The organism is Parvibaculum sp. (assembly GCF_035511255.1).
Classification (GTDB): domain Bacteria; phylum Pseudomonadota; class Alphaproteobacteria; order Parvibaculales; family Parvibaculaceae; genus Parvibaculum.
The window spans coordinates 1-12,797 of sequence record NZ_DATKFR010000343.1 but is presented as its reverse complement, the minus strand read 5'-3'; the positions used below and the strand labels follow the sequence as shown (position 1 = coordinate 12,797).

The window sequence follows — 12,797 nt, the reverse complement described above, 5'->3', positions numbered from 1 at the left end:
GCCGGCCGTGCAGGGGCTCGGTACGATCGGCGGCTTCAAGATGCAGATCGAGGATCGCGCCGGTCTCGGCCCCGTCGAGCTTTACAAGCAGGTTCAAAACCTCGTCGACAAGGCGTCGAAGGAGCCGAGCCTCGCCGGCGTCTTCTCCGGCTATCAGATCAACGTGCCGCAGATCGCCGCCGACATCGACCGAGACAAAGCCCGTTCGCAGGGCGTTTCGCTCACCGACCTCTTCGAGACGATGCAGGTCTATCTCGGCTCTCTCTATGTGAACGACTTCAATCGCTTCGGACGCACCTATCAGGTCAATGTCCAGGCGGATCAGCGTTTCCGCCTGCAACCGGAAGACGTGTTGCGACTGCAGACGCGCAACGGCGAAGGCCAGATGATCCCCCTTGGCGCCTTCGTCACCTTGCGCGAGATAACGGGGCCCGACCGCGTGATGCATTACAACGCCGATCTGACGGCGGAGATCAATGGCGGTCCGGCTCCGGGCTACAGCTCCGGCCAGGCGCAGAAGGCCATCGAGGATCTCGCCAAGCGCGAGTTGCCGAGCGGCATGGGCTTTGAGTGGACGGAGCTCACCTATCAGCAGATTCTCGCAGGCAACACCGCGGTCTTCGTTTTTCCGCTCTGTGTGCTTCTCGCCTTCCTCGTGCTCACCGCTCAATATGAGAGCTGGAGTCTGCCGCTGGTGGTCATTCTGATCGTGCCGATGTGCCTCTTGTCGGCTCTTGTCGGCGTGCATCTCACGGGCGGCGACAACAACGTCTTCACGCAGATCGGATTGATCGTGCTTGTCGGCCTCGCCTGCAAGAACGCCATTCTGATCGTCGAGTTCGCGCGCGAACGCGAGCTTCATGGCGACACGCCGCTGCAGGCGGTGCTTGAAGCCTGCCGTCTCCGCCTGCGTCCAATCCTGATGACCTCGCTCGCCTTCATCATGGGCGTCGCACCGCTGGTCTTCTCGCATGGCGCGGGCTCGGAAATGCGCCAGGCGATCGGCATCGCGGTCTTCGCGGGCATGCTCGGCGTCACCGGCTTCGGTCTCGCGCTGACGCCTGTCTTCTATTATGTGATCCGGCGGTTGGTGCCCGCCGCGAGGCCCGCAGAAGCAGTGCCGGGCGCCCATTAGGCGCCCGGTTTTCGGGCCATTTGCCCGCACTCCTTCCGCCCACAGATCCGTATAAAACGCTTGTTCCACAAGGAATTGGCGCCAAAAAGGACACCCAATAAACCCCTTTCACTCCATTATTTTGTAGACAATATTGTACTTAAAAAATATCGTTCCACTCATTCTGTGTGTGGAGGACGAAATGAAATACGCCGCTCTCGGTGCCGTGCTGTTGATTGCTCTTGCGGGGTGCGGACGCCCGACCGAAGGGGTTCCGCCCGCGACCCTGTCCTCCAGCGAGGGGACGACCGTGCCGCCCAAGGTCCGCGAAGAAATGGAAGCGGTGGTGAAGCAGGGCATTCCCGGCATCACCGCCATCGCGATGCGCGACGGCAAGCAGATCTTCCGTCTCGACGTCGGCAAGATCGAACCCAATCAGCTCTACCCCATCGCCTCGGCGTCGAAGTGGATGACGGCGGCTCTGGTAATGACCGTTGTCGACGAGGGCAAACTTTCGCTCGACGCGCCCATCTCCACCTATCTGCCCGAGTTCAAGGGCGAGGCGGCCAAGATCACGCTCCGCCAACTGCTCGCCCAGACCTCCGGCGGCGGCAGTCTGATGAACATGGTCGATGTGCGGCAGGACGCCCGCATGACGCTCGCGCAATCGGCGTCGGAAATCGCCAAGCGGCCGCTGGAAGACGGCCCCGGCAAGGTCTTCAAATATGGCGGACCCGGCTTCCAGGTCGCGGGCGCGCTCGTCGAGAAAGTAACCGGCAGGCGCTGGGCCGACCTCTTCAATGAGCGCATCACGCAACCGCTCGGCATAAAGACCCTGTATTGGCTTCACATTCCGCCGCGCGATGTCTCGCCCGAGGAGACGCTGAACCCGCTGTTGCAGGGCGGCGTCGTCACGACGGCGGACGACTACATGCGTTTCCTCACCATGCTGGCGCAGCACGGCAAATATGAGGGTCGGCAGATCCTGTCGGCGAAGGCGGTCGATGAAATGGAAACGATCCAGACGCTCGGCCTGCCCATGGCTTGGGTGCCGCCGGGGGCAAGGGCCAGTATGCAATATGCGCTGGGCAACTGGTGCGAGGCCTGGGAGACCGATGGCAAGTGCACGCTGGTCTCGAGCCCCGGCGCCTTCGGCACCTTTCCCTGGATCGACCGGACGCATGGCCTTTACGGGATTTTCTTCGTGAAGGACCGCCTGCCGCACATCGCCCAGAATCTGAACGAGGCGCGGATGGCGATCATCGAGGCTTACAAGTAATTCATCGGCGGCCAGCGGCGGGCAGACACCTCGCCGCTGGCCTTGCCCGCTACCCTGCTTTAGCCTTCGCTCCAGCGACTCAAGCGGAGCAGGCAGGTCCGAACGAAGCCGGCCGACAGCTCCTTGCCAGAATGAGACGGCGTCCGTGAGCAACAAGACCAAGTCTGGATCGAAAGTGAAGAAACCGGCAACCGCGACGCGCCAACCGGACAGCACCCCGATTCACCGCCCCCCCGCCCAGGAAATCAGCGAATCCATCATCGCGCTCATCGAGAAGCAGGTCTTCGTTCCAGGCGAAAGACTGCGTGAGCAAGACCTCGCCGATCGTTTCAACGTCACGCGCGGACGCATCCGCGAAGCCCTCCATATCCTCGAAGCACGCGGCTTTGTCGAGATAGAGCGAATGAAGGGTGCGACGATCACGCGCCATGACACGCAGGAATATATCGCCATCGGCGAGATCCGCAGCGCTTTGATGGCGCTCGCCGTGAAGCGGGCCGCGGCCCATGCGAGCGACAGCGAGAGAGCCGAAATCCTGAAGGTGGCAAAAGAACTCGCCGACAGGGGCCCCGACATGCCGCCTCAGGATTTTCGGCCACTCACTGTTCACCTCGGCACCCTGATCTGCCGGGCCGCCCGTAGTCCTTATCTACTGCGCCTCATCAACGACGCGCATCGCGCCCGCCTTTATCGCATTCTGTCGGTGGCATCGCGGGCGCGCCGGGTTCAGTCCAGCCGAAACTGGCTGCGGGTTGCGGAGGCCATCAACGACCGTGACGGCGCTCTCGCGGCGAAGACTGTCGAGAAGATCTACGAGCAGGCGCTGACCGCGATCATGGAAGCGATCGCCGCGGAGTAGCGGGAAGGAGCGCGGATGACGCGCTCCTTCCCTGCACTCACTTCGTCAATGTCCGGCAAGCCGCTTCCGCCTTTCCGGCCGCCTCCGCGTCCCCAAGCGCAAGCATGGCTGCGTCGATATCCGGGAGTGCCGAGGCGTCGACCGCGGCGCCGGCTTCCACGGCAGCACCGCGCGCCTGCCGCAGGAGCAACTTTACCTGCGAGCGATAATCCTCGGCGACCGCTGCCTCTTCCTTCGCCGCGACCTGGTCCGCGCGCGCCGCCAGGCGGGCGGCGGCGCAAGCCGCATCGCGCGCCAGAAGATCCTGGCGCGACGGTCTCATCACCGCGATGCCGCCGGAGGTTTTCGCCGCAAGTCCCGGAAAGGCGATGTTCGCGATGATGCTTCGGATCGGCGATTGCGGGATGACAAGGGAGCCGTCGGGTGCGATCTCGGTGACGGCCGTCGAGTCGCCTTCACTTTCGGCATACCAGAGGACCTTCCCTGTCTCGCGGTCGAGGCGAACACCGCCATTGCGCAATGGCAAGAAACCGGGACGGTCGCCCTCGGGGTGAATCAGCACGCCGAGCCCGGCATGGGCGTAGACACCGTTGGCGGCGATGGCAGCGGTGAGAAGGTTCTTCTGAACCAACGGCGCCTTCGCGTCATACATGTCGAAGTCGGCATTCCAGACGATCCGACCCTTCGTATCCTCGTCGATCAGCTTCACGAGGGAGGTCGTGGTCACCACATAAATTTCGCCGTTGTCGACCGCGACGCTGGGCGAGGCTACGATCTGGCCTCCGACATCGGCCGACCATAGCGGGTGGCAGCTTTCGTCATAAGCCAGCAGACTCCTGTGGCCGTCGGCGATATAGACTCGCTTGCCGTCGGCGCGCAGTCCCGGCGTGCTGGCGCTGCCGTCCTTGAACCAGGCGTTGCAGCCGATTTCGAGCGTCAGGACGCCCGCCGCATCGCGCTTCAGGTCGAGGCCGTAAAGCGCTCCGTACTCTGACACATCGTCCTTTTTTCCGTCTGCTTCATCCGGGGCCGTCGCCGTGAGCCACATCCGGCCCGACCAGGCGTCGATCGAGTGATAATTCGCAACCTTGACGCTCTCGCCTTCGACGACTTTCAGCACACGCCTGACGGTCGCGACGGAAAGCGGCCTTCCAAGTGCCTTCTGGAATTCTTCCGCCATCTTGGCAATGATCTCGTCGGGGATACTCGCACCGCGTGAACGCGACGGCGACCCGGGCAGGATCAGCGGCTCCGGCGTCAGCAAGCGACCGGTCTGGCGGTCGAAGGCGACAAGTTCGCCTTTTGCGGACACACCGGTCAGGATGTCGAGATGGGGGTTGTAGCTCGGCCCCCACATGATGGTGCTGTTCACATCGCCACGTGTCGAATCTTCAAGACCGGTCGCCGAACGCCAGATAACGCTGCCGTCGGTCCGCGCCGCAACGATCTCGTCGCGGCTCATGTTGTAGACGATCTCCCCGCCGCTGACCGGATCTTCGAGCACGATCGGCACGCCGCCCGCCGGCGTCACCTTGTCGGTCTTGAGCCGCCAGCGCTCCTTGCCGGTCCGGATGTCATAAGAGACGAGGAAGGTGCCGTCCGTTGCCAGACTGACCGATGCATAGATGTTGCTGTCGCGATCGAAGGAGATCGCGGCGAAATAGAGTTCGTCCGGCGCAATGACGTAAGCCTTGTCGAAAGTCGGCGCGCCGGCGAGCAGCGTCTCGTCGGAGTTGCGGCCATTGCCGTGGCGCTCGCGCCAGACTCCCGCGTCGCCCATGACCGGATTCGACGGTGCGACATAGCGTTCCCTCTCCGGTTGCCATGCGGTGACGCCGGGCACGGCGAGGTTGCGCGGCGACGGCACCGAGCGAACGAGCAGATTCGCCGCGAGAATGCGTCCCTTGTCAGTTTGCGTCGCCCCGTAGTATCCGGCGGCGCCGATTACCGCGAAAACGACTGCCGCTCCCGCGAGGATGCGCGCAAATTTCATCATTCAACTCCCATACGCTCAATTATTGTATACTTTTTTATATACAATAATTGAGCACTATCACCAATCCAAATCCGTGAGACGGCACCTATTGGGTCCTTCAACAAAAAAGGCCGACCGGATAAATCCGGCCGGCCAGTCGCTGTCGAGGGAGGATCGACAGTGAGGCGGTTTCCCGCCGTTGCTCTCGTTATTGCATCAGCGTCAGCGAGATTCCGAAGGTCGCCGGTTGCGACCAGTATTCGTTGTAGACGACGGTCTGCATCCGGTAGCGCCGATCGAGCACGTTCTTGCCGAAGGCCGTAATCGACCAGCGGTCGGACGCCATCAGCGAGGCGCGCAGATCGAGCTTTCCATAGCTCGCGTAGTCACGCGAATTGTCAGGCGTTTCATAGCCGCCGCTGGAAAACTGCCAGCTTCCGCCGAACATCGCCTGCAGGTCGCCGAAAACGGGCATCACATAGCTGGCACCCAAGGCTCCCTGAATATCGGCGGTGCGTGGAATGCGGTTGCCATTGATGTCGGCGAAAACGCCCGGCGTCATCTGGATCGTCTGCGCGTCGTAATAGCGACCGTAATCGGAGGACAGGCCGAGCGCCACGTTGAGAACGCCGGGACCGACATCGAACTTCTTGCGCAGATTGGATTCGATGCCATAGACGTAGCCGTTACCCGGCGTCTGAATGATGACGAGCGCGCCCGAACCGCCATAGGTCGTGACCTGCACGTCGCGCGTGACCTGATAATAGATGCTCGTGTCCGCATCCAGATAGTCGAAGAGCTTGCCTTTCCATCCGAGTTCATAGGATGTGCTGCGCTCCGGCGCATAGGTGGTCTGCACCGGCGAGGTCGGCGCATTGAATCCGCCGGGACGATAGCCCGTCGCATAACGCAGGTAGAAAGTTTGCGTCGGCGATGGCTTGTAGCGGATCGAGGCGGCGGGAAGGAACTGGCTCCAGTCCGCATCGAGATGAGCGTTGAAGCCGCTTTTGCCTGCGCCGGTGCATTGGCCGGCGGCGATGACCGATGGCGGGCAATAGGCCGTGTTCGGCGTCGATGGCGCGTGCCCTGCGGGCGCGGGGCCCGAACCGAAATAGGCGAGCGGATCTTGAGAGTAACGCTCGAAGTCGTAGGACTTCATGTCCTTGGCGATGCGCGCCTCGACGCCTGCCGTCCATTCCGAGGTGATGTCGTAGGATAACGTGCCGAAAGCGGCGACCGAATTCAGCGTTTCGGTCGAAGTGTCGTGGTTCATCGCCGCACGGGCTGCGGCCAGAGCCGCCGCGTCGAGCGGCGCGCCGGTGTATCCGGGTGTGCAGCCGGGATTGAGGTCGGCAGCCGTTTGCGCGCCGGGATTATAAGCGCCGCATTCGCCAATACCGGTTTCGACGTCGTCGTCGCTCTGCAGAGCCTCGAGGCCAAACAGCCACTTGAAGCGGCCGAAATCATTTGAGGCCAGCGTCAGCTGGGCGTTGACGAGATCGTACCTCTCGGACTGATCCCAGGCGATGTCCATCGGCACGCCACCCGGCGCCGATCCAGACAGGCTGAGGAAGTGATCGTAATCATCGTCCTCGCGACTGCCATGTCGCGTGCGGCGATAAAGTTTCATCGACAGATCGCCGATATCCGTCACCTTGTCGAAGGAGAAGAAGCCGGACAAATCTCGTGTGCGCGCGCGGCCCTCGCGGTTCAGATCCGATCTCGTATAGGGATCGGGATCGAGCGGGGTGCCTGTCTGCGACGTTCCCGCGAAGGCGTGGACGGGCACGTAACCGAGTGCCGTCATCGAAGGCTGATCGGACCGGTAGTATTCAAGTTGCGCATAGACCTTCGTATCGGAATTCGGCTCAATGGAAACGCCAACGCGAGCGCCATGGGATCGGCTCCAGTCGACCTCGTTCCCGGTCGTCAGGTTCGTGATGGCGCCACCCTCCTGATTGTTGGAGAAGACGCCGATGCGGGCCGCGATGCCGTTCTCGGGATCGAGAGGCGCATTCACGATGCCCATTGCGTCGTAGCTGTCATAGCTACCGTATGAGACGCGCTCTTTCGCGCTGAAGTCCATCTCCGGCCTGTTCGCGATCATGTTGACCGCGCCGCCGACCGCGTTGCGGCCATAAAGCGCGCCCTGCGGACCGTGCAGGACTTCGACACGATCGAGATCGAAGAGCTGGATTTCGGATGGCGCACGGCCATTAAACCCACCGCCCGCGATATAGGCGCCGTTTTGATAGAGACCGGTTGCGGTTTCCGAAAAAGCATTTCGGCCCGAACCCTGGCCACGCATCGAGATGTCCGACAGATAATCGGGGCCACTGCTGACGAGTGCCGCGCCGGCAACCTGCTGAAGGAGATCCTTGGTGCTCTCGACGCCGAGTTGGTCAAGCTGGTCGCCGGAGAGCGGCGTCACCGAGGCCGGCACGTCCTTCAGACGTTCCGAACGGCGACGCGCGGTGACAGTCACTTCTTCAATCCCTCCCGCCACCGCCTGCGTCCCGGTATCCGCCGGTTTGCCCGCGCTCTCGGTATCGGCCGCATCTTTCGGCGCGCCGGACGCCGCGTCGGCGGCCACGGCGGCTGCGGTCATGCATAGCAGCAGCGACGCCGTCGACAACATAAGACTGCGAATTTTCATCGCCTCCCCTTCCCGTTTTTTGGCGCGCCCGATTCCCTCGTCGACCATCGACTGAAAGATCGGGCGTCCTCCCTAGTTCCCGGGACATATTGTACACAATATCGTCTTCAATAAAACAGGCAAAATTCACTCTTCGCTGCGCTCAAAGGCAGATGTTGCCGTTCGGCGACAGAACGTCGTCCGCAAAGAGGGACCGGGAAAGCGAAGGAGAGAAGCGAAGCCGCCGGCCGGGGCCGCTTCGAACGCGATCAGGCGAGGAGCAATTCCTCAAGAAGCCGCCACACGGATCGCGCGCGTGCGTCATTCAGGCCGGCGCCCTTGCCGACGGCGAGGCCGATCGCCAGGGCGTTCAGCAAATCCATGACGGCGGCGACCTGGGCCGGGGTGGAACCGCCCTGCTCGGCCGCCCCCTTCTGGATCGCGTCGCGCACGAACATCCGGCGCGAGCCCGTCGCGTCGTCGATGGCGGCACGCAAACCCGCATCGCCGCGCGCTGCGACTTCGAGTTCTATGACGGCCTGAAAGTCGGGCGTCTTGCAGTAGAACTGGATGCGTTCAAGGAAATGCGCCAGCACCGGGCGTTTGCGAGCCGGCGTCAGCATGGGTTGAGCGAAGAAGGCTATGCGCCGCGTCATCAGATAGGCCGCGACTGCCGCCATGAGGTCGAGCCTGCTGTCGAAATGATACTGTAGGGGCCCGTGGCTCATACCCGCCCGCCGCGCGATTACCTGCAGCGTCGTCTGCACATAGCCAACCTCGGCCAGACATTCGATTGCCGCATGAATGATGCGCTCGCGTGTATCGACGGCCTGTTCGATTGGCTGTACCGCCGTTTCCTTGCGTTTCGCCATCCCGCCGCCCTCGAATGTTTTCGCCAACACGTCCTCACGGTTGCTTCTGAATACCCGATCCGCCGTCAATTGTCCTTTCCGGCGGCGCGATAGGCGTAAATCTGGCCACGAATGGTCGGCACATAGACGGTTCCATCGGGCCCCACCGTGGTTCCGATGGTGAAGAAGGGCTTGCCCGGGAGACGCTCCCGATCGAGCTCGGCCCCGGTCTTCGTATCGAGGACGAGGAGATCGTTGTCGGCCATGCCGGCAGCGACCGCCGCATAGGAAATGTTGCCGGCTACCTGCGTGGGGATGCCGCGATTGATGGCTGTGTCGAGGCGCCAGACCTGTTCGGCATGGTCGCCCTTGTCGGCGAGCGCCATGATGACGCCCTTGCCGCCGCCCGCCGGCATGATGAGGCCCTCCGGCGTCACGGCCGCGCAGCCGCCCGCTTCATAGCCGACCGCGAAGCTCCAGATATTTTTGCCGGTCGCGGTGTCGATGGCGTGGATGCTTTCGACATTGTCGTTCACATAGACCCGCGTTCCGTCGGCCGACAGAACCGGGCTCGAGGCGCTGCCGCCGGGAAGAGAGTCGTTCACCCAGAGCAGTTCGATGGAAGGCTTGGGACCGTCCCGGTACTGCATCGCGCGCAGGCCGGCGTTCTTCTTGCCCGGCTCCCAGAAGGTGAAGAAGAAGCGCCCCGTCTTATCCACCGCAAGCGTGTTCGCGCTCGGGCAGTCCTCGGTGCCGCGCATGCAGGCCCGGCCCTTCGAGGGGTCGAAGACCGCGCCCGGTATCAACTCGATCGACGGCAGAACGAGCGCGCCCGTGTCGCGGCGCAGGACATAAATGCGTCCGATATTCGTGGTGAAGATCAAATGGCCCGATGGCGTGAATTGTGCCGACAGCGGAACGCCGACGATCGGCGTCTCCCAAAGGATTTTTCCGTCGCGGTCGAAGGCGTGCATGGCCTTGCTATCGGCGAGATAGGCATGCCCGTCGCGGTCGATCAGCGCCGAGGACGAGACGGCGAAACGGTCGAGCTTGTCCGAGCACCAGATCGTTTCGCCCGTGTCGCGATCGAGGACATAGAGGTGGCACCCTTCGCCGCTCGTCGTGACATAGACGCGGCCGGTCGGGTCGCTCGTCGCGCCGAGATTGATGCTACCGCCCAGATCGCGCTGCCAGGCGAGCTTGAGATCGCGTATCCCCGCGACCGGCACGTAGTTTGTGTTGGACGCGTCCGCATGTGCGGTGGACCAACCCGGACCATAAGCGGACACCTCTCCGGCGTAAGCGCCCGACGCAGCCAGGAGGCCGGCCGACAACAGAAGAGCCGCCGTCCCCATCCAGCAGCGCGGGGTATACCCCGCCGTCGCGCGCCTGAACCTCTGCTGAACGCATCCCGTCGAATTCATTCCGTTCTCCCGTTCTATCGCGGCTCCAATATGATAAATTATTATTACAATAATAATTTATGTCAAGCGACACGCTTGGACTGGACAGAAACGGTTTGCTCGAAAGTTGGACTGCGAAGCGTCGTCAGCCGCGCCGCCAGCATTATGAATTTCGTGGAAGGTCGCGCCGGAGGAGAGGTGAGGCACACCGCCCATCAATCTTTATCCTTCTTTTATTCCTCACCTCTCACTTCCATCTCGAATTTTTACCGCGATCCAAGTTCTCCTGCGGGCTATCGAAAAGCTCTTGGGGTTTTAACCATGCTCGATATCGGCATGCTGGCCGTTGCGCTCGCATCTTTCGCGGCTCTCTTCATCTATCTCCATCTCTGCAGCTGGTTGTGAGGACAAGATGAGTTTCGATCTCGTGCTCGGCGGCGGCGTCGCCATCTTCATACTCGGCTACCTGCTCGTGGTCCTCGCACGACCCGAGAAATTCTGAGGCATCCCATGACAGCGAACGGCCTTGTGCAGATCGCGATCTATTGCGCGATCATTATCGTCATCGCCCGGCCTCTTGGCGGCTATATGACGCGCGTCTTCAATGGCGAGTCCGTATGGCTGACGCCAGCCTTGCGCCCCGTCGAAAGAATCTTCTATCGCCTAGGCGGCGTCGACGAAAAAGCGGATCAGCACTGGCTGCGCTACGGCACGGCGATGCTTTTCTTCAGCATCGCCGGTTTCGTACTTCTCTATGCCATTCTGCGCTGCCAAAGCTATCTCCCCTTCAATCCGCAAGGTTTCGGCAATGTGGACCCCTTGCTCGCGTTCGACACAGCCATTTCTTTCGTCACCAATACAAACTGGCAAAACTACGGTGGCGAAACGACGCTGAGCTACTTCACACAGATGGTGGGACTCACCGTCCACAACTTCGTTTCCGCCGCGACCGGCATTGCGCTCGCGGTCGCATTCATTCGCGGCTTCTCGCGGGCCTCGGCGAATGGAATTGGCAATTTCTGGGTCGATCTCACTCGCTGTACCCTTTACGTGTTGCTTCCGATCTCCATCGTCGTCGGCCTTTTCTTCATCTGGCAGGGCGTGCCGCAGACGCTCGGCGCCTATGTCGACACGACGACGATCGAGGGCGCGCACCAGTCGATCGCGGTCGGACCCGTGGCCTCTCAGGAGGCGATCAAGATGCTCGGAACGAATGGCGGTGGCTTCTTCAACGCGAATTCGGCTCACCCGTTCGAAAATCCCAACGCACTGACAAATCTGGTTCAGCTCATCCTGATCTTCACGATCGGCGCCGCACTGACCAACGTCTTCGGTCGGATGGTCGGGAATGAACGGCAAGGCTGGGCATTGTTCGGCACCATGGGTGTGCTCTTTCTCGCCGGCGCTCTGATCGCCTATCACTTCGAAGCCGGCGGCAACCCCAATGTGACGGCACTCGGCGTCGACCAGGCGACAAGCGCGCTGCAGGCCGGCGGTAACATGGAGGGCAAGGAGGTCCGGTTCGGTATCGTCAACTCGGCGCTCTTCGCCACGGTGACGACCGACGCATCCTGCGGCGCCGTCAACGCCTGGCATGACAGCTTCACGCCGCTCGGCGGCCTGGTTCCGCTTCTCAATATGCAGCTCGGCGAGATCATCTTCGGAGGTGTCGGGTCCGGCCTTTACGGGATTCTGCTTTTCGCCATTGTCGGCGTCTTCATCTGCGGCCTGATGGTCGGACGGACGCCGGAATATGTGGGCAAGAAAATCGAAGCCTTCGATATCAAGATGACGGCGCTCGCGATCATCTGTCTTCCCTTCTCGATCCTGGGATTCACCGCGATCGCCACCGTTCTCCCCGCCGCGGTCGCGAGCATCGCCAATCAGGGGCCACATGGCTTCAGCGAGATCCTCTATGCTTTCAGTTCCGCGACCGGCAATAACGGAAGCGCCTTCGGCGGCCTATCGGGCAACACGCCCTTCTACAACCTGACACTGGGCCTCGCCATGACCATCGGCCGCTTTGCGATGATCGTACCGATGCTCGCGGTCGCCGGCTCTCTCGCCCGCAAGCGGAAGATTGCGGCCTCCGCCGGCACGTTTCCAACCGACGGCGCGCTCTGGGTCGGCATCCTGGTGGCGGTCATTCTCGTGGTCGGCGGTCTCACCTTCTTCCCCGCGCTCTCGCTCGGGCCGATCGTCGAACATTTTTCCATGCTCAACGGCACGCTTTATTGAGGCGCATCATGTCCAACACCCACATGTCGGATCGTCCAGGTCCGCACAAGATCGACAGCCGTTCGCTTTTCGACGGTGACCTTGTCCGGCAGGCAATCCTCGCATCCTTCGTCAAACTCGATCCACGAACGCTGGTCAAAAATCCGATCATGTTCGTGGTCGAGGTCGTGGCCTCCCTCACCAGCGTGATCCTCATCCGGGATGCGGCCATCGGAGCCGGCCAGGTCGGCTTCACAGCGCAGATCGTCGGCTGGCTCTGGTTCACCATTCTTTTCGCGAACTTCGCCGAAGCCATAGCCGAGGGACGCGGCAAGGCACAGGCCGACGCGCTTCGCCGAACCCGCTCGGAAGCAACCGCAAAGCGCCTTCTCAGGGCGGGCGACCTCGAAGTGGTCGCAGCATCGGCGCTCAAGGTCGACGATATTGTTCTCGTCGAAACCGGC

The 12,797-nt window shown here is 62.0% G+C and carries 10 protein-coding genes and 1 pseudogene; 7 read left to right on the top strand and 4 right to left on the bottom strand.

All coding sequences use genetic code 11. The features are described from left to right. From VMR03_RS13410 to VMR03_RS13400, 3 genes are all read left to right on the top strand, one after another. A partial coding sequence (locus tag VMR03_RS13410) for an efflux RND transporter permease subunit (RefSeq protein ID WP_325406037.1) occupies window positions 1-1,135 on the top strand: 1,135 nt, incomplete at its 5' end. 181 nt (window positions 1,136-1,316) lie between these two features. Beyond that, a complete protein-coding gene (locus tag VMR03_RS13405; RefSeq protein WP_325406035.1) occupies window positions 1,317-2,393 on the top strand; it encodes a serine hydrolase domain-containing protein in 1,077 nt (358 codons plus the stop codon). A gap of 145 nt (window positions 2,394-2,538) precedes the next feature. After that, window positions 2,539-3,252 (top strand): GntR family transcriptional regulator, encoded by a 714-nt coding sequence (locus tag VMR03_RS13400; protein WP_325406033.1) that lies wholly within the window; start codon window positions 2,539-2,541, stop codon window positions 3,250-3,252. Between the two features lie 37 nt (window positions 3,253-3,289). On the opposite strand, the gene VMR03_RS13395 is transcribed toward VMR03_RS13400, so the two are convergent. The 4 genes from VMR03_RS13395 to VMR03_RS13380 form a co-directional block, all read right to left on the bottom strand. Continuing rightward, window positions 3,290-5,248: a PQQ-binding-like beta-propeller repeat protein gene (locus VMR03_RS13395; RefSeq protein ID WP_325406031.1), complete on the bottom strand. Its 1,959-nt coding sequence runs from the start codon at window positions 5,246-5,248 to the stop codon at window positions 3,290-3,292. Window positions 5,249-5,435: 187 nt separating this feature from the next. Beyond that, window positions 5,436-7,883: a TonB-dependent receptor gene (locus VMR03_RS13390; RefSeq protein WP_325406029.1), complete on the bottom strand. Its 2,448-nt coding sequence runs from the start codon at window positions 7,881-7,883 to the stop codon at window positions 5,436-5,438. A 248-nt stretch (window positions 7,884-8,131) separates the two neighbouring features. After that, window positions 8,132-8,734, bottom strand: coding sequence for a TetR/AcrR family transcriptional regulator (locus tag VMR03_RS13385; RefSeq protein WP_325406027.1), 603 nt, complete (start codon window positions 8,732-8,734; stop codon window positions 8,132-8,134). A gap of 65 nt (window positions 8,735-8,799) precedes the next feature. Beyond that, complete coding sequence (locus tag VMR03_RS13380; RefSeq protein ID WP_325406025.1) at window positions 8,800-10,137, bottom strand: PQQ-binding-like beta-propeller repeat protein; 1,338 nt, start codon at window positions 10,135-10,137, stop codon at window positions 8,800-8,802. A gap of 75 nt (window positions 10,138-10,212) precedes the next feature. Between VMR03_RS13380 and VMR03_RS13375 the strand changes: the two genes are divergently transcribed. The 4 genes and pseudogenes from VMR03_RS13375 to VMR03_RS13360 form a co-directional block, all read left to right on the top strand. Next, window positions 10,213-10,521 carry a hypothetical protein gene (locus VMR03_RS13375; RefSeq protein ID WP_325406023.1) on the top strand — a complete coding sequence of 103 codons (309 nt, stop codon included), beginning with the start codon at window positions 10,213-10,215 and terminating at the stop codon, window positions 10,519-10,521. 7 nt (window positions 10,522-10,528) lie between these two features. Further along, window positions 10,529-10,618, top strand: a complete 90-nt coding sequence (locus tag VMR03_RS13370) for a K(+)-transporting ATPase subunit F (RefSeq protein WP_325406021.1) — start codon at window positions 10,529-10,531, stop codon at window positions 10,616-10,618. A gap of 8 nt (window positions 10,619-10,626) precedes the next feature. Beyond that, entirely contained in the window at window positions 10,627-12,354 is a 1,728-nt protein-coding gene (gene kdpA / locus VMR03_RS13365) for a potassium-transporting ATPase subunit KdpA (RefSeq protein WP_325406019.1), read from the top strand. Between the two features lie 8 nt (window positions 12,355-12,362). Continuing rightward, a pseudogene (locus tag VMR03_RS13360) lies at window positions 12,363-12,797 on the top strand (hypothetical protein); the annotation flags it as partial.

Bases quoted from the DNA above. Each gene is read 5' to 3' on its own strand.
- kdpA (WP_325406019.1), top strand. From the start codon at position 10,627: ATGACAGCGAACGGCCTTGTGCAGATCGCGATCTATTGCGCGATCATT.
- VMR03_RS13370 (WP_325406021.1), top strand. From the start codon at position 10,529: ATGAGTTTCGATCTCGTGCTCGGCGGCGGCGTCGCCATCTTCATACTC.
- VMR03_RS13395 (WP_325406031.1), bottom strand. From the start codon at position 5,248: ATGATGAAATTTGCGCGCATCCTCGCGGGAGCGGCAGTCGTTTTCGCG.
- VMR03_RS13380 (WP_325406025.1), bottom strand. From the start codon at position 10,137: ATGAATTCGACGGGATGCGTTCAGCAGAGGTTCAGGCGCGCGACGGCG.
- VMR03_RS13385 (WP_325406027.1), bottom strand. From the start codon at position 8,734: ATGGCGAAACGCAAGGAAACGGCGGTACAGCCAATCGAACAGGCCGTC.
- VMR03_RS13390 (WP_325406029.1), bottom strand. From the start codon at position 7,883: ATGAAAATTCGCAGTCTTATGTTGTCGACGGCGTCGCTGCTGCTATGC.
- VMR03_RS13405 (WP_325406035.1), top strand. From the start codon at position 1,317: ATGAAATACGCCGCTCTCGGTGCCGTGCTGTTGATTGCTCTTGCGGGG.